Genomic DNA, 22,547 nt, shown 5'->3' with positions numbered 1-22,547 from the left:
AGTAACGCATTATTTATTTTAGCTGAAAACAATACACTTTTAAAAGTGTATTGTCCCGACTTCATGTCGGGATCTCTTAAAAAATATAAAAATGAAAATTATATCCTATAATGTAAACGGAATTCGTTCGGCCATAAATAAAGGTTTTATGGGTTGGTTAAAAAGTGCCAATCCAGATGTTATTTGTTTACAAGAAATAAAAGCGTTGAAAGAACAGTTGGATTTAGATATTTTTGAAGCCGCAGGTTACCCATATCATTATTGGTTTAGTGCCCAAAAAAAAGGCTACAGTGGCGTTGCTATTTTAAGTAAAATAAAACCCAATCATGTAGAATACGGCACAGGAATTGCGTCGATGGATTTTGAAGGTAGAAATTTAAGAGCTGATTTTGACGACTTTTCAGTGATGAGTTTGTACTTGCCTTCTGGAACCAACGATGCCCGTTTAGGTCATAAATTAGAATACATGGATATGTTTCATGATTATATAAATACGCTCAAACAAGTAATCCCCAATCTTGTCATCTGTGGCGATTATAACATTTGTCATGAAGAAATCGATATCCACAACCCAAAAGGATTGAGCAATGTGTCCGGGTTTTTACCTGTAGAGCGCATCTGGATTGGTAACTTTATTAAGAATGGATTTATTGATTCTTTTCGGCATCTTAATAAAGAACCACATAATTACACTTGGTGGAGTTACAGAGCCAATTCTAGAGCAAATAACAAAGGTTGGAGAATCGATTATGCCATGATTACAAAACCCTTACAAGAAAAATTAAAAAGAGCCGTTATATTATCGGAAGCCGTTCATAGCGACCATTGTCCTATTTTAGTAGAAATCGAAAATTAATTTATAAATCAACAACCCAAACAATATGATTAAAAAACTTTCTTTGGCAGTAGTAACATTAATGTTCGCTGCTTCATGTGTATCGCCAAAAGTGTATAAAGATTTAGAAGCTAAATACGCCGATTTAAAGTCTGAAAACAGAAAACTTTCAGATGATAACGAAACACTTTTAAGTGCAAAAACAGCCGCTGAAAATGAATTGAAACAATTGCAAGCTGCTTATGATGAAGCTATTGCCGAGCGTGATAGATTGCAAAGTGACTATACTGCGACAAAAGCAAATTACGATGCTTTAAAAGCGTCTTATGATGCCTTAGAAACAAATAGCTCCGCGGCCATTGCTTCCAACACAAAAAAGAATAGAGAATTATTAGCACAATTGGAAGCTAAAGAACAAGCCCTTGCAGCTGAAAATGCACGTTTGGAAGCTCTTAAAAGAGAATTGGCAGACCGTTCCAATAGAGTAGCTGAATTGGAAAAAGTCATTTCAGATAAAGATGCCGCCATGACGGCTTTAAAAAATGCTATTTCAAGAGCTTTAACCGATTTTGAAGGAAAAGGATTAACCGTTGAGCAAAGAGATGGTAAGGTGTATGTTTCAATGGAAAACAAACTACTTTTTGATTCAGGTAGTTGGGCAGTAGGTACGGAAGGTAGAAGAGCCGTGCAACAATTAGGCGGTGTATTAGGTGAGAATCCAGACATCGCTGTTTTAATTGAAGGCCATACCGATAATGTGCCTTACCAAGGTAGTGGACAATTAACAAGCAACTGGGATTTATCGACCAAGCGAGCTACATCGATCGTTAATATTTTAAGGGAAAATGCCTCTATAAATCCTGAAAACTTAACTGCTGCGGGTCGTGGAGAGTATGCGCCCATTGCAACCAATAGCACCCCAGAAGGTAAAGCAAAAAACAGACGTATAGAAGTTATTTTAACACCTAAATTAGATGAGCTTTCTAAGTTGTTAAGTGAAAACTAAACATATTCTTATTACTATAATTTTAAAACCTTTCAAGTTTTTTTCTACTTGAAAGGTTTTTTATCTTTAGCATCTAGTAAACATAATAATTTTATGACTGTCATTGACTTCGTCGAATCTTTGATTTCCTGCGAATCCCGATAGTTATCGGGAAGGAATCCATTTTTATATAAGTTTTAATTTAAGAGATTCCCGCCTTGGCGGGAATGCCAAAATAATCTAACATGAAATACACAACACTACCAAATACCAATATAGAAATCAGTAAAATTTGTTTGGGCACCATGACTTGGGGCGAACAAAACACAGAAGCCGAAGGACATGCGCAACTAAATTATGCTCTAGAGCAAGGCATTAATTTTATTGATACCGCCGAGTTGTATCCAGTACCTGCCAGACCCGAAACCAGTGGTAGTACTAGTAACATTATTGGATCATGGTTAAAAAAAACAGGTAATAGAAATAAGGTTATTCTAGCAAGTAAAATAGTAGGAAGAACAAGCGATTATGTATCACATATCAGGAAAGACGGTTTTAGTCCAGATTCCATAAACGATGCCATAGAAAAGGAATTAAAACGATTGCAAACTGATTATATTGATCTCTATCAGCTACATTGGCCAGAACGTCTAACAAACACATTTGGGATAAGGGATTATGAACATGATCCCGAGGATTCTTGGAAAGACAATTTTAATGAAGTATTACATTCTTTGGAAAAGCAAATAAAAGCAGGCAGAATTAGACATATTGGTTTGTCCAATGAAAAAGCTTGGGGAACCATGCGATTTTTAGAAGAACATAAAATGCATCATTTACCTAAAATGATTACCATTCAAAATTCATACTCATTGCTTAACAGAACCTTTGAAGGTGATATTGCAGAGATTTCCCATCGAGAAAATATTGGACTATTATCGTATTCAACCTTAGCGTTTGGAATGCTTACAGGCAAATATATAAATGGTACGGCAAACCCGAAATCACGATTAAACCTGTTCCCTCACATGTCGCGTTACAGTAGTGAGCAATGTGTTGAAGCCACAAAGCGTTATTTGGAAATTGCCAAAAATAATGGTTTAAAATTGGCACAAATGGCATTGGCTTTTGTAAACCAACAGCCTTTTTTAACCAGTAATATTGTTGCAGCAACTAATTTAGAACAGCTTAAAGAAAATATAGAAAGTATTCATGTAACGTTAGGTGAAGATGTTTTAAAACAGATTAATGAAGTGCATGCTGTGATTCCTAATCCGGCGACTTGATTTTACTAACGTAGCTTGTCCCTGTTGCTTCGTTACCGCTAAGTTTGCCCCGTCCTGAATAAAGGCTACATAATTTTAAACATTATTTTTGAATTACATGGAACGGTGATTGGATGTGCGTTCTAACAATGCCTCGTACATTGTTGCTGCCTTTTTATCGAATTCTTTAGGGTCATTTATATTTTTTTTTACATCTTCCAGCCGTTGATCACCTCCTAAAATCACATCTATCTTATTGTTTTGTAAACCTTCAATAGTTTGTTGTGCGACCAAATCTGGTGTATCCATGGCATCTGTTTTAGCAGATTCCATCATAGGCGTAGCAGTAACTGTTGGGTAAACAGTGATTACTTGAATAGGGAAATCTTTTAATTCTCTTCTTATGGCTTCAGAAAACAACCTAACGCCACCTTTAGTTGCTGAATAAGATGCATAAAATGGCATACCAATAAGGCCTAAACCTGATGACACATTAACGATCGCTGCCTCTTTGCTCATTTTTAACAGAGGAAGCACATGCTTTGTAAGCAAAATTAATCCCGTAACGTTTATATTTATTTGGGCTACAATATCATCATCCGAAATGGACTCTAAGCTACCCGCACTCACCACACCTGCATTATTAATCAATACATCAACCGTATTCCATGAATTTGATATAACATTGACAAATTCATGTATGCTATTAGGTTTGGATATATCGCCTTGAAATAATAAAAATATGGCTTCAGGAAAATCGTTTTCTAGGCGCTTTAATTTGTCTACATTCCTTCCTATAACTGCAAAATCTCTAGTCCCTTTATGGTATAGTTCATTTATAATAGCATTACCAATACCACTACCCCCACCTGATATTACAACCTTTTTATTTTGAAAATTTTTCATATTAAAATGTTTAAATTCATTTTTCTCCATCATTACAGTCCATTAATTAGCACACCGAAAAATTTGTGCAACTTTAATTCAGGAAAGATATTACTTAGTCGACAACATTTAACTTACAAAATATATCGTAACTTACAAAATAATAGGTTAATTAAATTCAAATCAATAAAATGGCATGTTCTCAAGCAATGGTTTCAGTGCTTCACAATGCCGTTTTTATGAATATCCTGATATGGTTGGTGTAGCGGAATCTGGGGAAATTTGAAATAAGCCTGACTTAATAGTGGATTCCTGCTTTCGCAGGAATGACAAAAAAACAAAAAACCCTCACTAAACAAATAGTAAGGGTTTTTAAGTTATTTAATTTGATTACCATTTTTATCAAAAAAGTGGTATTCTAAATATGTGTAAGCGTCTCTTGGTAAAACTTTAACCCATTTTTTATGTTCAAAAAACCATTTTGAACGTGTAGATGGAAAACCTTTAGTTAAAAAGGCTGCTATAAAAGGATGCGTGTTTAAAGTCAGCTTTTTATAGTCTTTTTTGTATAATTGCTCTAGGTCGTGAGTTATTTTCGACACTATACCTATAGGAGCTTCAACTTCGGCACCATTAATGACTCCGTCTGGGTTTTCCTCGCGGGTTTCAATGTTCATTTCTGGACGAACGCGTTGTCTTGTAATTTGTATCAATCCAAATTTGCTAGGAGGCAATATTTTGTGTTTTGCTCTATCATCCTTCATTTCATCACGAAGGTGATTAAAGAGTTGTTGCCTGTTATCAGCATTGGTCATATCTATAAAATCGATTACAATAATACCTCCCATATCACGCAAGCGTAATTGTCGGGCTATTTCTGTAGCAGCGATTATATTAACTTCTAATGCTGTATCCTCTTGGTTATTGGCTTTGTTAGATCTGTTTCCGCTATTTACATCTATAACGTGCAGTGCTTCTGTGTGCTCTATAATTAAATAGGCACCTTTTGCCATAGATACGGTTTTACCGAAAGAGGTTTTTATTTGTCTTTCAATTCCGAATTTTTCAAATATTGGAACGTTTCCTTGATACAATTTAACTATTGATTCTTTGTTTGGTGCAATTTCTTGCACATAATCTTTAATTTGATAAAAAAGCTCTTCATCATCAACATGAATGCTTGTAAAGGTATCATTAAATATGTCTCGTAAAATGGACGAGGCTTTATTCATTTCTCCCAATACTTTACTTGGATGATGGGCTTTAATAAGTTTTTTACTCATTGCGGTCCAACGACTTAGCAAAATTTGTAAATCTTTATCTAGTTCGGCTACTTTTTTGCCTTGTGCTACAGTGCGTACAATAATGCCAAACCCTGGCGGCGTTATGCTTTTTACTAACCGTTTTAATCTGTCTTTTTCTTCTTTGTCTTCTATTTTTTGTGAAATAGAAATACGGTTGGAAAATGGAACTAAAACAATATATCTTCCAGCAATAGAAAGCTCGGAGCTTATTCTAGGGCCTTTGGTTGATATGGGTTCTTTTACTATTTGTACCAATAGCGATTGATTTGATTTTAAGACATCGGCAATTTTGCCGTCTTTATCAATATCTTTTTCAAATGGGAAATTTTTTAAAGAGAAATCTTTTAGTTTACCTGCACTTACATTTTTTGTGAATTTTAAAAGAGAAGGGAGCTTTGGCCCTAAATCATGATAGTGCAAAAAAGCATCTTTATCATAACCTACATTAACAAATGCAGCATTTAAACCAGGAACAGATTTTCTGATTTTGGCTATAAACACATCACCAACAGAAAAGTTGTTACCTCCTTCTTCTTTTTGTAATTCAATAAGTTTTCCATCTTTTAATAAGGCAAAATCAACATGCTCAGAACTAGATCTAATGATCAATTCTTTATCCATTGAGTTAATTTTTATCCATACTTTCAGATTTAAGTTAAAGGTTAAAAGTTAAAAGTTAAAAAGTTTTAAGGCTTTATAACCCTGAACCCTGAACCCAGAACCCAGAACCAAACGGTACAGATGGATTATACATTATTTTTTAATCTGATAATTGATATTGTTTTTCAACAGTCAGATTGAATACCTTAATTGAATAATATCGAATTTTATCAAATATTTAGTTAAGGTATTTCACAGGATTTTTTAAGTCCGTGGAGATCAATTCACGTAAAAGTTTAATACGTTTCAAAACCTCATTTCAAAGAGCGTTTTTTAAAATCGAAAAAAGTAGTTTATTATAACTACTTCTTCGAATTATTTTTTCTTTTTGTGACGATTAGCGCGTCTACGTTTTTTACGCTTGTGCGTTGCAACCTTATGTCTTTTACGTTTTTTACCACTTGGCATAAATAGTATATTTTTTGATTAATAATTTATTTTAATGCGTTATTTTACTTCTACATTACCTTTAACACCTTCAACAAAAACTTTTGCAGGTTTGAATGCAGGGATATTATGTGCAGGAATTTTAATAGTGGTATTTTTAGAAATATTTCTACCTGTTTTTTCTGCTCTTGTTTTAATAATGAAGCTACCAAAACCTCTTAGGTAAACATTATCTCCACTTTCTAAAGAAGTTTTTACTTCTTCCATAAATGTCTCAACAGTTGCTTGAACATCTCCTTTTTCTATTCCTAATTTCTCAGAAATTTTTGCTACTATATCAGCCTTCGTCATTTTTAATATTTTATTTTAGTTATTATATATTTAAAAGGGATGCAAATATAGGAATTAAAAATTCAATATTTCAAACCTAATTCATTAAAATTTAAGATTATAAACGTTTATTTTTGTTTGCTTCATATAATCGGCCCATGACATTTTTAAAAACCTTAATTAGTTGGTATTCAAACAATAAACGAGAACTTCCTTGGAGGCAAACCACTAACCCATATTACATTTGGTTATCTGAAATTATTCTGCAGCAAACCCAAATTGTACAAGGCCAGCCTTATTACGAGGCGTTTATAAAGGAGTTCCCGTCCATTTTTCATCTTGCAAGCGCTCAAGAAAGTCAGGTTTTAAAATTATGGCAAGGGTTGGGGTATTATTCCCGAGCAAGAAATTTACATGCCACAGCAAAGTACATTGTTGATGAGCTTAACGGTGTTTTTCCGAATACTTATAAGGAGTTATTAAAACTGAAAGGAGTGGGCGATTATACCGCGAGTGCAATCGCTTCTATTTGTTTTAACGAACCTATGGCTGTTGTTGATGGGAATGTATACAGAGTATTGTCCCGTTATTTTGGTATCAATACCCCAATTAATTCCAGTAACGGCGCCAAAGCGTTTAAGCAATTAGCACAACAACTTATAGATAAAAATAATCCTGCAGAATATAACCAAGCCATTATGGAATTTGGTGCTGTACAGTGTAAACCTCAAAACCCAAATTGTAGTGTTTGTCCTTTTCAGAATAGTTGCGTAGCTCTACAAAACAATCGAATCTCGGAATTGCCGGTTAAGATTAAAGCAGCGAAAGCTAAAAAGAAGTGTTTTAATTTTCTGGTTTTGGTATCAGAAGATAATAAGACTGTTTTAGAAAAAAGAAATGGGAAAGGTATTTGGCAGAACTTATATCAATTTCCTTTAATTGAAACCCAACAGGAAAAAAATTATGAGGACTTATTGCCGCTAGTTAAAGAGCATCACCTACTAAAAGAAATTCCTTTTGAACTCACACAATATAATGAGGACACAATCATTCACAGATTATCCCATCAGCATTTATATACGAAATTTTGGATTGTAACCCTTAACGCACCGTTAGCTAATGGCATTCCCATAAGCGAAGTTCGTAATTATGCAGTACCTATAGTCATAGGAAATTTTATCGACGCATTTAATTTTCAATAGAAACCTATGGGCAATCATAATTTTTTATTAATTTTAAAAAAATGATGGGCAATTGAGTAATTTTGCTATTTAATAAATAAACGATTATGTCAGGTACATTAAATAAAGTGATGCTAATTGGGCATTTAGGTGATGAAGTGAAAATGCATTATTTTGAAGGTGGTGGTTGTGTTGGACGTTTTCCATTGGCAACGAATGAAACCTACACAAGCAAACAAACCAATGAGCGTATTTCAAATACCGAGTGGCACAACATTGTGGTAAGAAATAAAGGTGCTGAAATATGTGAAAAGTATTTAAGCAAAGGCGATAAGGTTTATATTGAAGGCCGATTGAAAACCAGAAAATGGCAAGATGAAAGCGGGCAAGACCGTTATTCTACAGAAATTCAATGTACGGATTTCACATTTTTAACAACTAAAAAGGAAAGTGAAGGCAATGCGTCATCCAATGCTGCAACGGTGCCAAAGCCTGAACCAGTAAAACAAAAGGTTAATGAGCCACCTATTGAAGATGAAGAAGACGATCTTCCTTTTTAAAATTAGATTATTTGAATTACTTTTATTTGTTTAACTAATACCAAAGTATTTGGACCCCGACCCCCCGAGTTTTAATTTATTAATGATGACAGTTGATTTTTCAGTTGTTAGCGGTTTTGTTTTGATGTTTCTATTGTTGGTGTGTTCTGCACTTATTTCTGGTTCCGAAGTAGCTTTGTTTTCTCTTACTAAAACCGATATTGAAGATGGACTTTATAAAAAATCCAAACGCATTCAAATCATTTCCAAACTGTTAGAACGCCCAAAAAAATTATTGGCTACCATTCTTGTTGCCAATAATTTTATAAATATTGCTATTGTTATTCTATTTGCTTATTTGGGAGGTTTTATATTTAAAGACATTTTATCGCCCATTCTAAGATTCTTTATAGAAGTTGTTATTATCACCTTTTTAATATTGTTATTTGGAGAAATTTTACCAAAAATTTACGCCAGCAGAAACAAATTAAAATTTGCCATGTTCATGGCGTATCCATTGAGTGTTTTAGATGTGGTTTTGTCGCCTTTAAGTTTGCCTATGCGAAGTTTCACCATAGTAATCCATAAAAAATTAGGGAGGCAAAAAACCAATTTAAATGTTAATCAATTATCGCAAGCCCTTAAATTAACAAGCGAACACGATACGACGAAAGAAGAGCAAAAAATTTTGCAAGGCATCGTGTCTTTTGGAAACACAGATACCAAACAAGTGATGCGACCAAGAATAGACATTTTTGCCCTTAACATCGATCAAAATTATTCTGAAATTATGGCAGAAATAATCGAAAACGGTTACTCAAGAATCCCTGTTTTTAAAGATAATATAGATCAAATTGTTGGTATTCTTTATGTAAAAGATTTATTGCCCTATATAGATAGGAAAGAATTCGATTGGACAAGCTTAATGCGTGACCCATTTTTTGTTCCTGAAAAGAAAAAGCTAGACGATTTAATGGCGGAATTCCAACATAAAAAAGTGCATCTAGCGGTTGTAGTTGATGAGTATGGAGGGACGTCTGGGTTGATTTCTTTAGAAGATATTATTGAAGAAATTGTGGGAGATATTAGTGACGAGTTTGATGATGAAGATGTAACCTTTTCAAAATTAGATGAAAACAACTTTATTTTTGATGGCAAAACAGCTTTAAAGGATTTTTATAAAATTCTAAAAATAGATGATCCCATCGTTTTTGAAACCCATAAAGGAGAGGCAGAAACCGTTGCTGGCTTTGTTTTAGAAATCTTAGGAAGTTTTCCTAAGCAGGGCACAAAAATAAATTTTAAAAATTACGTTTTTACTATTGAAGCTTTAGATAAAAAACGAATTAAGCTCGTAAAATTAACCATACATAATGACTAAAACTTTTTATATCTTATTGTTTGTTATTGTGTTTTGTTCTTGCGGCGATCATGTTGTGCCTAAACCCAATGCCTATTTAAGGCTTGAATATCCAAAGGCAAAATATACGGAAGCGCAAGTGGAATCGCCATTCTCTTTTGAAGTGAATCAATTGGCTACCAATATAACAGCTAAAGCTATAGAAAGTACTACAGAAAGTTATGGTGTTACTATTGAATATCCATCATTAAAAGGCACCATATTCTTAACCTATAAATCTATTGATAACAATCAGGATAATTTAATTACGTTTTTGCGCGATGCTCAAAAATTCACTACAGAACACATGATTAAAGCAGATGAAATCCCTGTGTACCCTTATGAAAATAAAGAGAAAAAAGTATATGGAATGTTTTCTGAATTAAAGGGGGATGTAGCATCACAAGCACAGTTTTATGTAACCGATAGTATAAATCATTTTTTAACGGGCTCGCTTTATTTTTATGCCAAACCCAATTACGATTCTATTTTGCCCGCAGCAAATTATTTAGGAAAAGATATTAAGCATATCATGGAAACGGTCAAGTGGAAAGAATAAGAAACTGTTTAAGTTTTGTTTATGGATGCTTTTTTGAATTATTTTTGGGTCAGATGAGGCGGATTTTTTTTAATAGCAGAGCTATTAGAAAAAAATTCAACGAAATATGGGTCAAAAAGAAACAAAAAATGGCTTTTAGATAAAATTTAAACAGTTTCTAAATGCCTAATTTATTTTAAAAGTTCTTGGGCATTTTTGATGCTAGAATTCATTTTATCACGTAGTGCTTTTATTTTAGCTTCTTCTTCATCTAAAAACGTCTGCTTTTCGTCCGTCAAAGCTTTTCCTTTAAGGATTTCATCAGAATCAAAACGTTCGCCAAAGCCTTTCATCCAATCCATCATGGCTTTATGGGAGTCTTTTAAATTTTGATTAGCATTCACAAGCACCTCGGTAGAATCAGTATCTTTTATTTTTTTATCTATTTGACTTATTAAATTACCAATCGTTCCCATTTTTGGCATGACTTCATCATGTACTGCCAAAACCTCTTGCATTTGGGATTTTTCATTAGTGGATGCTTTGTTTTCATTTTTACAGCTTGTTGCTATAAAAAGTGCAAACATGCATGTAATAGTAAATTTTAATAGTTTCATTAAGATGGAAATTTAACTGAAACAAATTTAAGGAAAGTAAATAGACTTTGTACTTTGCATATTTAACTTTTTACTTAAAGAGGCAAATACCTTCTTATAAATATTTAATGGTGAAAAATTATTATAAGACATATTTTTTTACGAACTTTAGTAGATTAGTAATTCTCAAAAATTTTGCATTATGAAATCTTCTGCCTCCGTAGCAATTAAATATGGTGTTTTTACAGCACTTACCTTAATCATATATTTTTTAGCATTAAAATTAATAGGTCTTCATAATAACCCATGGTTTAGAATTTTTAACGGACCTATTATGGCTTATGCCATTTATGTTGCCATTAAAAATTTCAAAAATAGTAGCGGTTCCGAATTTGATTATGGTAGTGGTTTTAAAACAGGACTTTCAACTGGATTTATCGCAACCGTTTTATTTGCTGCTTTTATGTGTATTTACATGTTTTATTTAGATACTGCATTTACCAATAATTTGCTTAGAAATTGGTTCTCTGATTTTGATTACGGAAGTGGTATTTTAGTGTTCATAATTTTAATAGAAGGACTGGCTTCTACAGTTGTTTTAACACTTACCTGCATGCAACTTTTTAAAAACAGCAAAAATTTTCTTCAAAACAAATAAAACATTTGCAGTTTAATTAATTAGGAGTATATTTGCACTCATTTTTGAACAAAATTAATTAATAAAACGTTACGCTATGTACGCAATTGTAGAGATAGCAGGGCAACAATTTAAAGTTGTAAAAGACCAAAAAGTTTTTGTTCACCGTTTACAAACTGAAGAAGGAAAGCAAGTCGCTTTTGATAATGTTCTTCTTATTGGTGATGGTGACAATGTAACTGTAGGCGCCCCAGCTATAGACGGAGCTCAAGTAGGAGCAAAAGTCATAAAGCACCTTAAGGGTGATAAAGTCATCGTTTTCAAAAAGAAGAGACGTAAAGGATACCGTGTTAAAAACGGTCACCGTCAATCTTTAACTGAAATCATCATTGAAAGCATCGCTGCTTCGGGAGCCAAAAAGGCTGCCAAAGTTGAAAATGAAGGGGCCAAAAAGGCTGCCAAAGTTGAAAAAGCTACTCCAGTAAAAGAAGCTAAAAAAACAACTAAAAAAGAAGTTGAAGTAAGTGATAATTTGGTAACGCGTGCAGAGCACAGAGCTGAAGATGCAAATATCGAAATTAATATCGATAAAGTACTTCACAGCATTGGTACGGCGACTAAAGCAGAAGCTGATGATTTGAAAGAAATCAACGGTATTGGCCCAGCTTATGAGCAACGTTTGAATGAAATAGGCATTTACACTTACGAGCAAATTAGCAAATTAAAAGCTGCAGATAGACAAGAACTTTCTGCTATTGAAGGCATCACTCGTGAAAAAATCGAAGCTGAAGAGTGGGTAAAACAGGCAAAAGATTTGTTGAAAAACAAAAATAAGTAACCATATAAAAACTTAAGACAATGGCACATAAAAAAGGAGTCGGAAGTTCTAAAAACGGTAGAGAATCAGAATCAAAACGCTTAGGTGTTAAGATTTTTGGTGGTCAAGCTGCAATAGCTGGAAACATTATCGTAAGACAAAGAGGAAATACACACCATCCAGGTGAAAACGTATATTCTTCAAAAGACCATACATTACACGCTTATGTTGATGGCGTTGTAAAATTCACAAAGAAAAAAGATAACAAATCTTATGTTTCTATTGAGCCTTTTGAGGTTTAAGAAATAATTTTCTTTTTAAAGTATAAGCCCTTTCTGGAAACAGAAAGGGCTTGTTTGTTTCAACCATTTTTTCCTGAAGATGAACAAAATGTTAATTAATTGCAAAACAGGGTGCTTTTCTTTGATAATTTAACAGTAAGATAAAAATCGTTTAAAATGCTTTATTGAGCTATTTTGTTATTTCGCCTAAATAACTAATCAAAATAGCAACCATGAAAAAACACTATGTATTATTATGTATTACGTTTATATGTTCGTTAGCAACTTTTGCACAAAATGGAAATATAAAAGGAGTAATAGCAGATGAAAATGGTATTACTGTACCCGGGGCAACAATTATCATAGAAGAACTAAAAAAAGGTACAGTTTCCGACTTTAATGGAAATTTCACCATTGTGGATATTCCAGAGGGTACCTATAGTTTATCAATTAAATATTTAGGATATTCAGATTTTAAACAAGAGGCGGTTGTATCTGATTCAGAAACAATTAGTATCAACGTAATTTTAAGGTCTAGAGACACCGAATTGGATGAAGTTGAAATTACAGGATATACTTTAGGTGGACAGGCAAGGGCTTTAAACATTCAAAAAAACAAACAAAACATTACCAACATCGTATCAACAGACCAAATTGGTAAATTCCCAGATGCCAATATTGGAGATGCCGTAAAACGTATTCCCGGTATTACTATGCAAGTAGACCAAGGTGAGGCACGTAACATTATTATTCGTGGTTTATCACCACAATTAAATTCGGTAACATTAAACGGTAGCCGTATCCCTTCTGCTGAAGGCGATAATAGGAATGTTCAAATGGATTTAATTCCAGCCGATATGATTCAAACCATTGAAGTTAGTAAAGCAGTAACACCAGATATGGACGCCGATGCGTTAGGAGGTTCGGTAAACTTGGTAACAAGAACATCACCTCAAGGTTTTCGTTTATCGGCAACTGCGGGTTCTGGAGTAAGTTATATTACTAATAAAAGAATACTTAATGGCTCATTTTTGTTGGGCGATAAGTCTAATGACGGCAAATTTGGCTATATGCTTTCAGCGTCTTTCAATGATACTGATTTTGGAAGTGATAACGTTGAAGCAGAATGGGAAGACGAATTTGAATATAATGCTTTGGATGACGAAGATAATTTACAAGAAGTAGATGTAAACCCGTATGCGAAAGTATCTGAGATTCGAGAGTATTTAGTACAACGTATTCGTCGAAGTTTTTCAGCAAATTTTGATTACAATCTAAATGACAATAACAACATTTATTTGAAATCTATTTATAATTGGAGAGATGATCGTGAAAATAGATTTCGTTTAGAGCATGAGATTTTAGATGGCGAAGATATTGAAACGGGCGATTTTACAGTTGATGGAAATGGTAATTTAACATCATTTCCGGTAGAAGTAGGCAGGCAATCTAAAGGTGGTATTGGTAATAACCGCAATAAAAATAGACGTTTAGAAGACCAACGTATGTTTAACTTTAGTTTAGGTGGCGAGCATTTGGCCAATACATTGCAAATAGATTGGATGGCTTCATTTGCTAAAGCATCCGAAGAACGTTTAAACGAACGTTATTTAAGTTATGAAAGTGAGTATAGCGTAGCATTCAATAACAATGCGGATAAACCATTATTTACACCATTGAATGTATCTGATGCTCATTTCAATAATTTTGAATTTAAAGAGTTAACAGAAGAAAATCAATATACTGAAGAAAAGGATTTTAATATGTTTGCCAACTTTAAATTACCACTAAATATATTCCAACAAGAAGATGGCTTTTTAAAGTTTGGCGCTAGAGCTAGATTGAAAAATAAAAATAGAGACAACGACTTTACCGAATATAGTCCAGAGAGTGCTACTTTCGAATCCTTAGGTGGTGTGCCAACTCGTGATTATTCGGACAATAATTATTTAGCAGGAAGACAATATGCCGTTGGAAGATTTGTAATTCCTGAGTTTTTAGGAGGGTTAAAATTAAACGATGTCGCTCAATTTGAAGCAGAAGGTTTACCTGAAGAATACCTAACGGCAAATTTCGATGTGGATGAAAACGTGTATGCTGGTTATGCTATGACCAGTCAAAAACTATCCAATAATTTAAGTATGTTAGTTGGTTTAAGGCTAGAACATACCAGTATCAATAGTATAGGAAATGAATTGATTTTTGATGTGGATGGCGATTTCGCAGGAACAAACGAATTAGAAGATGAGAGTTCATATACTAATATTTTGCCAGGTCTTCATTTAAAATATGATGCTACAGATAACACTGTTTTACGTTTTGCGTGGACTAACACTTTAGCAAGACCGAATTATGTTGATTTAGTGCCTTTTAGGGAAATTAACAATGAAGACGAAGAGATTTATTTAGGTAATTCTGAGTTAGAACCAACAACCTCTATGAATTTTGATGTGATGGCAGAACATTATTTTAAATCGGTGGGGATCCTATCTGCAGGGGTATTCTATAAAGACATTAAAGATTTTGTATACACAAGTCAATCGGAAGACACGAATGGGTATGAAGTGTATCAACCATTAAATGGCGAGGGCGCTACCGTACTTGGGGCAGAATTTTCATTACAGCGTCAGTTGGATTTCTTACCGGGTTTTGCAAAAAACTTTAGCATTTATTTAAACTATACCTATTTAACCTCTGATGCCAAAGGCATTAAAAATGAAGATGGTGAAGAACGTAGTGATTTAGACTTGCCACAAACAGCGCCAAATATGTTTAATGCCTCTTTAGGTTATGCCAGTAAAAACTTAAGCTTGCGTTTATCTGGAAATTATTCAGATTCTTACATTGATGAAATTGGTGGTCGTGCTTTTGAAGACAGATATTATGATGAGCAATTCTTTTTAGACTTCAATGCCAATATTTCAATAAATAAAAATTTAAGTTTATATGTAGATTTAAATAACATTACCAATCAGCCTTTACGTTATTTCCAAGGTGTTCAATCTAGAACCATGCAAATGGAATATTATGGCAGACGCTTAACCTTTGGTTTAAAATATGATTTGTTTAAGAAAAATTAAGAAAGGGCATGAATAAAATAAAAGTAAATCTTGTTTTTGGAATTACCGTTTTATTGTTGTCTTGCGCCGCTAAATTACCAGAAATTGTCGCCACAACCGTTACAGAGAAAACCCCGCACGATACCGATGACCCTGCTATTTGGATAAACAAAGACAACCCAGAAGCAAGTATTGTTTTTGGTACGGATAAAGATGAGATTAATGGAGGGGTATATGCTTTTAATTTAGATGGAAAAATCATAAAAGAGAAAAGCATTACCAACATTAGCTATCCAAATAATGTAGATGTAGCATATGGTTTTAAATTAAATGATTCCACAACAACCGATATTATGGTGTTTTCTGAAAGGGAAAAACATCAAATACGCTTGTTTTCTGTACCCGATATGACACCATTGGATAACGGTGGGTTCAAAGTTTTTGAAGATGAAACCAATGTGGAAATGAAACGTCCCATGGGAGTGGCACTTTATAAAAATCCAGAAACAGGACATATTTCGGTTTTTATTAGTAGAAAAAATGGGCCATCAAAAGGGTATTTATATCAATATGAATTAGTTTCAGATTCATTAGGTATAAAAGCTAATTTACTTAGGAAACTAGGTGCATTTAGCGGGCAAAAAGAGATTGAAGCCATAGCGGTTGACCATGAAACTGGATTTGTATACTATTCCGATGAAGGTGTTGGTATTAGAAAGTACCATGCCAATCCAACAAAAGGCGATGTGGAAATTGCTCTTTTTGGAGGCGAACATTTTAAAGATGATGTAGAAGGTATTGCTATTGCAAAGTATAAAGATAGAGGCTATTTAATAGTATCCAACCAGCAAGCTCATACCTTTAACATTTTCAATTTAGAAACCAATACGTTTATTAAAGAACTTAATTTGGGGACAATAGAAACCGATGGTTGCGATGTGACGACAGTTCCTTTAGGAAGCAAATTCCCCAACGGATTATTTGTATCCATGAATGATGAAATGAATTTCTTCTTCCACGATTTAGCAAAGCTTAAATTAGTAGAGTAATACCATTTATTAAATATCGTAGAACCCTTTTTGGAAACAAAAAGGGTTTTTTTGGTTTTTAATCAGTAACCTTTTTTTACTAGGTTCAAAATTAAAATATTGTATTTTTGAATAAACCGAAAAGCAATAATTATGAAATCCATTTTAAAAGCTAGTTTAATATTTTTATTTGTTATGAATTTATCTGAAATAAAAGCACAAGAACAAAAAACTGAATTCGACAATCATTTTACCCATGTTGTTTACTTTTGGCTAAAAAATCCAGATAGTGCAGAAGACAAAAAAGCATTTTTAACTTCACTTAAAAATTTTATGTCTAAAAGTGAATATGCTAAAACCAAGTTTATTGGGGAGCCAGCAGGAACATCACGAGATGTTGTTGATGGTAGTTTCACCTATTCATTGATACTTTCGTTTCCCTCCAAAGAGGTTCAAGATAAATATCAAAAAGAAGCACCTCATGTAAAATTTGTTGAAGAATCCCAGCATCTTTGGGAGCGTGTGGTAGTTTACGATTCCGTAGGCATATAATTAAATTCAAGGCTCTTTAAATTAAGAGCTTTTTAATTGATTTTCATTCAATAAATTAGTAACTTAGGCTATTACAAAATAGTGTTTTAATAAAATTAATAGCTTTATGGAACCTTTCAGATCAGAAATTAGAAATACCCCAAGCGCTCAAACCATCAAAATTTATTTAAGTGATGAGTCTTTAGACATGAAAGTTAAACATCATTTAGAAAGTTTTAAGGAGATTGATTTTATTGAAATTAGGGAAACCGTTGAGCAAAATAGAGGTGATGAAAACCTGACTGTATTTTTAAAAGATGATATCGATATCAATAAAATGAAAACTTGTATTGATTCTAGCTTGTGGTGGTATTTTGAAGAGGATTTGGTAGATTGATTTGATTCATTATATAATTTAGAGAATCACTAATTGATATTCCCGGTGTTTATATAAACCAAAACATCATTAATGCATTTATCCAATTCGGTTTGGATCTCCTTGCTCCAAAATCTGAAAACCATATAGCCCATATTTTGTAGTTCTTGATTCATTTCTCTATCGCGTTGCATATTGCGTTCTATTTTTGGAATCCAAAAACCACGATTGTTTTTTATGGTTTCCCTTCGTTCATCCCAATTGTAGCCATGCCAAAACTCCCCATCAATAAAGATAATTAATTTGTATTTTTTTATGGAGATATCGGGTTTCCCAGGGAGAGCTTTATTGTTAATTCGATATCGAATCCCTTTAGCCCACAACGCTTTACGAAACAACAATTCTGGCTTGGAGTTTTTACCCTTAATTTTGCTCATCATTTTAGAGCGTTTTTGGGTAGTATAAAAACCAGAAGCGTCATTAAAGCGTGGGACTATTATTTTAGGCTCTTTGTATTCCATAATTTCTATGGAATTTAAGGATTTTTATTGAAACGAAAAACCCTCACATCCCGATAACTATCGGGACTGCAAGGGTTTCTAATATCTAAAAGCGAAGCGTTCTAACTGTCTAGTATCTATAATACTCAGGTTTAAAAGGCCCTTCAACACTTACACCTATATATTCTGCTTGGTCTGGTTTAAGTTCTGTAAGCTCAACGCCAATTTTAGCTAGGTGTAATTTTGCTACTTTTTCATCAAGATGTTTAGGCAACATATATACATCATTTCCGTAAGCATCGTTATTGGTCCAAAGTTCAATTTGAGCTAGGGTTTGGTTTGTAAACGAGTTACTCATTACAAAACTTGGGTGACCCATGGCACAACCTAAATTAACCAATCGGCCTTCAGCTAAAATAATGATATCTTTACCGTTAATGGTATATTTATCAACTTGAGGTTTAATGGTGTTTTTAGTATGACCGTAATTTTTATTTAACCACGCCATGTCTATTTCATTATCAAAATGTCCGATGTTACAAATAATGGTTTTGTCTTTTACAGCTTCAAAATGTTCGCTACGTACAATATCTTTATTTCCTGTAGTAGTAATAATAATATCGGCATTAGCAACAACGGTTTCTAGTTTTTTAACTTCAAAACCATCCATGGCAGCTTGTAATGCACAAATCGGGTCGATTTCAGTAACGGTTACAATGCTTCCTGCACCTTTAAAAGAAGCAGCGGTACCTTTTCCAACATCACCATAACCGCAAACAACCACACGCTTTCCTGCCAACATAATATCGGTAGCACGACGAACAGCATCTACAGCACTTTCTTTGCAACCGTATTTATTATCGAATTTAGATTTTGTAACACTATCATTTACATTAATAGCAGGCATAGGTAAGGTGCCTTTTTTTACACGTTCGTAAAGTCTGTGAACACCTGTTGTGGTCTCTTCACTCAATCCTTTAATACCAGCAATTAATTCTGGATAACGATCCAAAACCATGTTGGTTAAATCGCCACCATCATCAAGAATCATGTTCAATGGTTTTCTGTCTTCACCAAAAAATAAGGTTTGCTCAATACACCAATCAAATTCTTCTTCTGTCATGTCTTTCCAAGCGTAAACAGAAGTTCCTGCAGCGGCAATAGCAGCAGCGGCTTGATCTTGTGTTGAAAAAATGTTACAAGAACTCCACGTAACTTCTGCTCCTAAAGCTTGCAAGGTTTCAATTAACACTGCGGTTTGAATCGTCATGTGCAAACAGCCAGCTATTCTTGCACCTTTAAGTGGTTGAGAATTGCCATATTCTTCACGAAGACTCATAAGCCCAGGCATTTCAGCTTCAGCCAACTCAATTTCTTTTCGTCCCCAAGCTGCAAGTGATATATCTTTAACTTTATTAGCTGTGTAAGGAATTGTTTTTGTACTCATATCAATTTTTATTTTTGTTTTAAAACCAAACACTCTTGAGATTTGAACTTAAATAGTTAAATTCGCTTATCAAAAATGTTCGCCACTCTAGGCTGCACAAAGATAAGTAATAACTTTCAGAAAATTAAATGCCTCTTTATAAAACTATTAATCCAAATTCAAAAACATGTGTTAAAATCTGGAAGATTGAGGAATCTTATGAAGTTTTGTTTCAATCTGTAAACTTAAGACCAGAATGTTTAAAGCGTGTTTTAGGAATGAAGAGTGAGCTGCATCAACGTGGCTTTTTAAGTGTTAGAAAATTATTGGCTGAATTTGGATATTCAGATTTTGATTTGTTTTATGATGCCTGTGGTAAACCGCATTTAAAAGATGGCAAACAAATTTCAATTACCCATTCGTTTAATTTTTCGGGAGTGATAGTTAGCGATGATAGTATTGGTATCGATATTGAAAAACAACGAAATAAAATAACCGTTATCGCTCATAAATTTATAGGGTATGAGAACCAATATTTATCTGAAAATGATGCAGATTATATTAAAAAGTTAACCGTCATTTGGTGTGTAAAAGAAGCATTATATAAACTTTTTGCAACGCCTCACTTGAGTTTTAAAAAGCATTGTTTGGTTATTCCAGTTTCGGATAATGAAACGGAAACTGTGGCCTGGATTGAATATGAAAATAAAAAGTTTAGATACCATATCCAGTTTCTAGAATTTGAAGGCTTTACTTGTGCTTACGCCATTCCTTAGATGAACAGTATTTATAGAAACATACAAGCTTCGATAAAAAATGGCGAAAAGCTTTTGGCAGTTTTAATTGACCCTGATAAATTTTCTATTGAAAAAGTTTCTGGTTTTATTGAAAAAGTAAACCAATCTCAGGCAACACATATTTTTGTTGGCGGTAGTACGGTAAATGAACAAGATACGGAGATTTTAGTCATCGAAATAAAAAAGCATACCAACCTTCCAATCATATTATTCCCGGGCGATGTCACCCAAATTACGAACAAAGCCCATGCATTATTATTTTTAAGTTTAATTTCCGGAAGAAATCCAGAATACTTAATTGGGAAGCATGTGGAAGCTATTTCAAAAATAAAAAACACCAATTTGGAAGTCATTCCGACAGGTTATATACTAATTGAAAATGGAAAAGAAACCGCTGTTGAAAAAGTAACAGGAACAAAACCTATTCCTAGAGAACAAATTCAGGAAATTATTGATACAGCCAAAGCCGGAGAGCTTTTAGGAATGAAACTTATATATTTGGAAGCTGGCAGTGGCGCAAAAGCACCTATAACAAACCAGATAATTAGTTTAGTAAAACAAGCATTGGTAATCCCATTAATTGTTGGAGGAGGAATCAGAAATAAAGAACAATTAGAAAATGCTTATAATTCAGGAGCAGATCTAGTAGTCATTGGTACTGCTTTTGAAGAAGATGAATCATTTTTTGAAGAACTTAGATGGTAAATTGTCTTGGTGAACTTGTTTCAGCATCACACAAATAAAATATGAATCATATTCACTAATAAAATAAAATTAATTTAAGAACATGAAAATATCAGTAGAATTAACATTAACACCATTGCAAGACACTTATGAACCTGCCATCATTCATTTTATTAAAAAGCTTAGAGCTTCCAATTTAAAGGTGTTGGAAAATCCTTTAAGCACCCAGGTTTATGGCGATTATGATGAAGTGATGCAGGTGCTCACCGCCGAAATAAAAGAAGCTTTCGAACTTGTAGAACGTGGTTTGTTATACATGAAAATTGTAAAATCAGACAGATACGATTATGAACCCCATTTTTGATTTTTTCTTAAAATCTTACCAAGATAAAAGCACTTTTGTAATTATTCTAGAAGCCATTGTTTTAGTTACTGGAATCGCAAGTGTTTGGTATGCTAAAAAAGAAAATATCTTGGTTTACCCTACAGGATTAATAGCAACAGTAATTTCGGTTTATCTTTTGTTAATAGATAAATTATATGGTGATATGATGATAAATTTTTATTTTTCCATCATGAGTATTTATGGTTGGTGGAATTGGTCGCGAATAGAGAACAATCAAAAAGTGGTCAAAATTTCAAGAACAAACACCAAGGAAAAAATGATTGGGTTTGGCTTGTTTTTTTCAACAGTAGCGTTTACATATATAGTTTATAGGATTTTTGGAAATGAAATAACAACCTCTAATTATGTTGATATGATTACTTCTGGTATATTTTTTACTGCTATGTGGTATATGGCAAAAAAGAAAATTGAAAATTGGACACTTTGGATTATAGCAGATATTATTACGGTTCCACTTTATGCCTATAGAGGATGGGGGATGCTGTCGTTTCAATACATTATATTTACAATTTTGGCAATACAAGCATATTCTTTATGGAGGAAAAGTTTAAACAACAACCAGCAAATTGTATAAAAGTAGTTTTGTTTGGTCCGGAATCTACTGGAAAAACAACATTGTCCTTACAATTAGCAAGACATTATAATTCTGTTTGGGTACCAGAGTATGCTCGAGAGTATCTTCAGAATAAATGGAACAACGAACGCAAAACTTGCGAACCAAAAGATTTATTGCCTATAGCAGAGGGTCAAATGGATTTAGAGAACAAATTGGCACAAAAAACAGATACCATTTTAATTTGCGATACGGATTTGTTAGAAACCAAAGTATATTCAGAAGCTTATTATTTAGGTTATAGTGATCCAATGCTTGAAAAATATGCTTTAGAAAATACATATGATTTATATTTTTTGACTTATATTGACACGCCTTGGGAAGCAGATGATTTAAGAGATAGGCCAAACCATAGAGAAGCCATGTTTAAGGCTTTTGAAAACGCATTGATTGATAACAATCGCCCGTATATTTTATTAAAAGGAAATAAAAAAGAACGCTTGGAAACAGCTGTAAAATATATAGATAAGCTATTAAAGAACTAACAT

Annotated in this window: 25 protein-coding genes; 19 read left to right on the top strand and 6 right to left on the bottom strand. The window is 33.4% G+C overall.

The window, feature by feature from the left end; all coding sequences use genetic code 11:
- The first annotated feature begins 91 nt into the window (after positions 1–91).
- The 3 genes from CSW08_RS11920 (at position 92) to CSW08_RS11910 (ending at position 3,106) form a co-directional block, all read left to right on the top strand.
- A complete protein-coding gene (locus tag CSW08_RS11920) occupies positions 92–856 on the top strand; it encodes an exodeoxyribonuclease III (protein ID WP_106660111.1) in 765 nt (254 codons plus the stop codon).
- Positions 857–881: 25 nt separating this feature from the next.
- Positions 882–1,841, top strand: coding sequence for an OmpA family protein (locus CSW08_RS11915; protein WP_106660110.1), 960 nt, complete (start codon positions 882–884; stop codon positions 1,839–1,841).
- A 224-nt stretch (positions 1,842–2,065) separates the two neighbouring features.
- Positions 2,066–3,106: an NADP(H)-dependent aldo-keto reductase gene (locus tag CSW08_RS11910; protein WP_106660109.1), complete on the top strand. Its 1,041-nt coding sequence runs from the start codon at positions 2,066–2,068 to the stop codon at positions 3,104–3,106.
- Positions 3,107–3,199: 93 nt separating this feature from the next.
- Here the strand turns inward: CSW08_RS11910 and CSW08_RS11905 are convergent, their stop codons facing one another.
- The 3 genes from CSW08_RS11905 to CSW08_RS11895 all read right to left on the bottom strand — a co-directional run bounded on the left by CSW08_RS11905 (position 3,200) and on the right by CSW08_RS11895 (position 6,672).
- A complete protein-coding gene (locus CSW08_RS11905) occupies positions 3,200–3,991 on the bottom strand; it encodes an SDR family NAD(P)-dependent oxidoreductase (RefSeq protein WP_106660147.1) in 792 nt (263 codons plus the stop codon).
- A gap of 356 nt (positions 3,992–4,347) precedes the next feature.
- Positions 4,348–5,895, bottom strand: a complete 1,548-nt coding sequence (locus tag CSW08_RS11900) for an Rne/Rng family ribonuclease (protein WP_106660108.1) — start codon at positions 5,893–5,895, stop codon at positions 4,348–4,350.
- 486 nt (positions 5,896–6,381) lie between these two features.
- The gene (locus CSW08_RS11895; RefSeq protein ID WP_106660107.1) at positions 6,382–6,672 is read right to left on the bottom strand and encodes an HU family DNA-binding protein; all 291 of its coding nucleotides are present in this window, start codon (positions 6,670–6,672) and stop codon (positions 6,382–6,384) included.
- Positions 6,673–6,809: 137 nt separating this feature from the next.
- Between CSW08_RS11895 and mutY the strand changes: the two genes are divergently transcribed.
- From mutY to gldD, 4 genes are all read left to right on the top strand, one after another.
- The gene (mutY, locus tag CSW08_RS11890; RefSeq protein WP_106660106.1) at positions 6,810–7,853 is read left to right on the top strand and encodes an A/G-specific adenine glycosylase; all 1,044 of its coding nucleotides are present in this window, start codon (positions 6,810–6,812) and stop codon (positions 7,851–7,853) included.
- Between the two features lie 86 nt (positions 7,854–7,939).
- Positions 7,940–8,392, top strand: a complete 453-nt coding sequence (locus CSW08_RS11885) for a single-stranded DNA-binding protein (RefSeq protein ID WP_106660105.1) — start codon at positions 7,940–7,942, stop codon at positions 8,390–8,392.
- A gap of 49 nt (positions 8,393–8,441) precedes the next feature.
- Positions 8,442–9,752, top strand: a complete 1,311-nt coding sequence (locus CSW08_RS11880) for a gliding motility-associated protein GldE (RefSeq protein WP_106660104.1) — start codon at positions 8,442–8,444, stop codon at positions 9,750–9,752.
- Complete coding sequence (gene gldD, locus CSW08_RS11875) at positions 9,745–10,329, top strand: gliding motility lipoprotein GldD (RefSeq protein WP_106660103.1); 585 nt, start codon at positions 9,745–9,747, stop codon at positions 10,327–10,329. Before CSW08_RS11880 ends, gldD begins: the two co-directional genes overlap by 8 nt.
- Before the next feature lie 170 nt (positions 10,330–10,499).
- Here the strand turns inward: gldD and CSW08_RS11870 are convergent, their stop codons facing one another.
- Positions 10,500–10,925 carry a hypothetical protein gene (locus CSW08_RS11870; protein WP_106660102.1) on the bottom strand — a complete coding sequence of 142 codons (426 nt, stop codon included), beginning with the start codon at positions 10,923–10,925 and terminating at the stop codon, positions 10,500–10,502.
- A gap of 181 nt (positions 10,926–11,106) precedes the next feature.
- Here CSW08_RS11870 and CSW08_RS11865 point away from each other — a divergent pair, with 181 nt between their 5' ends.
- The 7 genes from CSW08_RS11865 to CSW08_RS11835 all read left to right on the top strand — a co-directional run bounded on the left by CSW08_RS11865 (position 11,107) and on the right by CSW08_RS11835 (position 17,654).
- Positions 11,107–11,562, top strand: a complete 456-nt coding sequence (locus tag CSW08_RS11865; protein WP_106660101.1) for a DUF4199 domain-containing protein — start codon at positions 11,107–11,109, stop codon at positions 11,560–11,562.
- Positions 11,563–11,638: 76 nt separating this feature from the next.
- Positions 11,639–12,379, top strand: coding sequence for a 50S ribosomal protein L21 (rplU, locus tag CSW08_RS11860; RefSeq protein ID WP_106660100.1), 741 nt, complete (start codon positions 11,639–11,641; stop codon positions 12,377–12,379).
- A 20-nt stretch (positions 12,380–12,399) separates the two neighbouring features.
- The gene (gene rpmA, locus CSW08_RS11855) at positions 12,400–12,660 is read left to right on the top strand and encodes a 50S ribosomal protein L27 (RefSeq protein WP_106660099.1); all 261 of its coding nucleotides are present in this window, start codon (positions 12,400–12,402) and stop codon (positions 12,658–12,660) included.
- A gap of 212 nt (positions 12,661–12,872) precedes the next feature.
- Positions 12,873–15,719 (top strand): TonB-dependent receptor, encoded by a 2,847-nt coding sequence (locus tag CSW08_RS11850; protein ID WP_106660098.1) that lies wholly within the window; start codon positions 12,873–12,875, stop codon positions 15,717–15,719.
- Between the two features lie 8 nt (positions 15,720–15,727).
- A complete protein-coding gene (locus CSW08_RS11845) occupies positions 15,728–16,747 on the top strand; it encodes a phytase (RefSeq protein WP_106660097.1) in 1,020 nt (339 codons plus the stop codon).
- 132 nt (positions 16,748–16,879) lie between these two features.
- A complete protein-coding gene (locus CSW08_RS11840) occupies positions 16,880–17,278 on the top strand; it encodes a Dabb family protein (protein ID WP_106660096.1) in 399 nt (132 codons plus the stop codon).
- A 106-nt stretch (positions 17,279–17,384) separates the two neighbouring features.
- Positions 17,385–17,654, top strand: a complete 270-nt coding sequence (locus CSW08_RS11835; RefSeq protein WP_106660095.1) for a hypothetical protein — start codon at positions 17,385–17,387, stop codon at positions 17,652–17,654.
- A gap of 29 nt (positions 17,655–17,683) precedes the next feature.
- Here the strand turns inward: CSW08_RS11835 and CSW08_RS11830 are convergent, their stop codons facing one another.
- On the bottom strand, positions 17,684–18,154 hold the full coding sequence (locus CSW08_RS11830) for a very short patch repair endonuclease (protein ID WP_106660094.1): 471 nt from the start codon (positions 18,152–18,154) through the stop codon (positions 17,684–17,686).
- A 109-nt stretch (positions 18,155–18,263) separates the two neighbouring features.
- Positions 18,264–19,580 (bottom strand): adenosylhomocysteinase, encoded by a 1,317-nt coding sequence (gene ahcY, locus CSW08_RS11825; protein WP_106660146.1) that lies wholly within the window; start codon positions 19,578–19,580, stop codon positions 18,264–18,266.
- A gap of 128 nt (positions 19,581–19,708) precedes the next feature.
- On the opposite strand from ahcY, the gene CSW08_RS11820 reads away from it, so the two are divergent.
- From CSW08_RS11820 to CSW08_RS11800, 5 genes are all read left to right on the top strand, one after another.
- A complete protein-coding gene (locus CSW08_RS11820) occupies positions 19,709–20,335 on the top strand; it encodes a 4'-phosphopantetheinyl transferase family protein (RefSeq protein WP_106660093.1) in 627 nt (208 codons plus the stop codon).
- Positions 20,336–21,061: a geranylgeranylglyceryl/heptaprenylglyceryl phosphate synthase gene (locus tag CSW08_RS11815; protein ID WP_106660092.1), complete on the top strand. Its 726-nt coding sequence runs from the start codon at positions 20,336–20,338 to the stop codon at positions 21,059–21,061.
- A gap of 82 nt (positions 21,062–21,143) precedes the next feature.
- Positions 21,144–21,404 (top strand): thiamine-binding protein, encoded by a 261-nt coding sequence (locus CSW08_RS11810; protein WP_106660091.1) that lies wholly within the window; start codon positions 21,144–21,146, stop codon positions 21,402–21,404.
- On the top strand, positions 21,388–22,020 hold the full coding sequence (gene pnuC / locus CSW08_RS11805) for a nicotinamide riboside transporter PnuC (RefSeq protein ID WP_106660090.1): 633 nt from the start codon (positions 21,388–21,390) through the stop codon (positions 22,018–22,020). Before CSW08_RS11810 ends, pnuC begins: the two co-directional genes overlap by 17 nt.
- Positions 21,981–22,544 carry an AAA family ATPase gene (locus CSW08_RS11800; RefSeq protein ID WP_106660089.1) on the top strand — a complete coding sequence of 188 codons (564 nt, stop codon included), beginning with the start codon at positions 21,981–21,983 and terminating at the stop codon, positions 22,542–22,544. Before pnuC ends, CSW08_RS11800 begins: the two co-directional genes overlap by 40 nt.
- Positions 22,545–22,547 lie beyond the last annotated feature (3 nt).

This window comes from Confluentibacter flavum (assembly GCF_002843175.1).
Taxonomy (GTDB): Bacteria; Bacteroidota; Bacteroidia; order Flavobacteriales; family Flavobacteriaceae; genus Confluentibacter; species Confluentibacter flavum.
This window is presented reverse-complemented; position numbering and strand designations above follow the sequence as displayed.

Coding starts and splice junctions, on each gene's coding strand:
- CSW08_RS11920 (WP_106660111.1), top strand. CDS start 92: ATGAAAATTATATCCTATAATGTAAACGGAATTCGTTCGGCCATAAAT.
- CSW08_RS11915 (WP_106660110.1), top strand. CDS start 882: ATGATTAAAAAACTTTCTTTGGCAGTAGTAACATTAATGTTCGCTGCT.
- CSW08_RS11910 (WP_106660109.1), top strand. CDS start 2,066: ATGAAATACACAACACTACCAAATACCAATATAGAAATCAGTAAAATT.
- CSW08_RS11905 (WP_106660147.1), bottom strand. CDS start 3,991: ATGAAAAATTTTCAAAATAAAAAGGTTGTAATATCAGGTGGGGGTAGT.
- CSW08_RS11900 (WP_106660108.1), bottom strand. CDS start 5,895: ATGGATAAAGAATTGATCATTAGATCTAGTTCTGAGCATGTTGATTTT.
- CSW08_RS11895 (WP_106660107.1), bottom strand. CDS start 6,672: ATGACGAAGGCTGATATAGTAGCAAAAATTTCTGAGAAATTAGGAATA.
- mutY (WP_106660106.1), top strand. CDS start 6,810: ATGACATTTTTAAAAACCTTAATTAGTTGGTATTCAAACAATAAACGA.
- CSW08_RS11885 (WP_106660105.1), top strand. CDS start 7,940: ATGTCAGGTACATTAAATAAAGTGATGCTAATTGGGCATTTAGGTGAT.
- gldD (WP_106660103.1), top strand. CDS start 9,745: ATGACTAAAACTTTTTATATCTTATTGTTTGTTATTGTGTTTTGTTCT.
- CSW08_RS11870 (WP_106660102.1), bottom strand. CDS start 10,925: ATGAAACTATTAAAATTTACTATTACATGCATGTTTGCACTTTTTATA.
- CSW08_RS11865 (WP_106660101.1), top strand. CDS start 11,107: ATGAAATCTTCTGCCTCCGTAGCAATTAAATATGGTGTTTTTACAGCA.
- rplU (WP_106660100.1), top strand. CDS start 11,639: ATGTACGCAATTGTAGAGATAGCAGGGCAACAATTTAAAGTTGTAAAA.
- rpmA (WP_106660099.1), top strand. CDS start 12,400: ATGGCACATAAAAAAGGAGTCGGAAGTTCTAAAAACGGTAGAGAATCA.
- CSW08_RS11850 (WP_106660098.1), top strand. CDS start 12,873: ATGAAAAAACACTATGTATTATTATGTATTACGTTTATATGTTCGTTA.
- CSW08_RS11845 (WP_106660097.1), top strand. CDS start 15,728: ATGAATAAAATAAAAGTAAATCTTGTTTTTGGAATTACCGTTTTATTG.
- CSW08_RS11840 (WP_106660096.1), top strand. CDS start 16,880: ATGAAATCCATTTTAAAAGCTAGTTTAATATTTTTATTTGTTATGAAT.
- CSW08_RS11835 (WP_106660095.1), top strand. CDS start 17,385: ATGGAACCTTTCAGATCAGAAATTAGAAATACCCCAAGCGCTCAAACC.
- CSW08_RS11830 (WP_106660094.1), bottom strand. CDS start 18,154: ATGGAATACAAAGAGCCTAAAATAATAGTCCCACGCTTTAATGACGCT.
- ahcY (WP_106660146.1), bottom strand. CDS start 19,580: ATGAGTACAAAAACAATTCCTTACACAGCTAATAAAGTTAAAGATATA.
- CSW08_RS11820 (WP_106660093.1), top strand. CDS start 19,709: ATGCCTCTTTATAAAACTATTAATCCAAATTCAAAAACATGTGTTAAA.
- CSW08_RS11815 (WP_106660092.1), top strand. CDS start 20,336: ATGAACAGTATTTATAGAAACATACAAGCTTCGATAAAAAATGGCGAA.
- CSW08_RS11810 (WP_106660091.1), top strand. CDS start 21,144: ATGAAAATATCAGTAGAATTAACATTAACACCATTGCAAGACACTTAT.
- pnuC (WP_106660090.1), top strand. CDS start 21,388: ATGAACCCCATTTTTGATTTTTTCTTAAAATCTTACCAAGATAAAAGC.
- CSW08_RS11800 (WP_106660089.1), top strand. CDS start 21,981: ATGGAGGAAAAGTTTAAACAACAACCAGCAAATTGTATAAAAGTAGTT.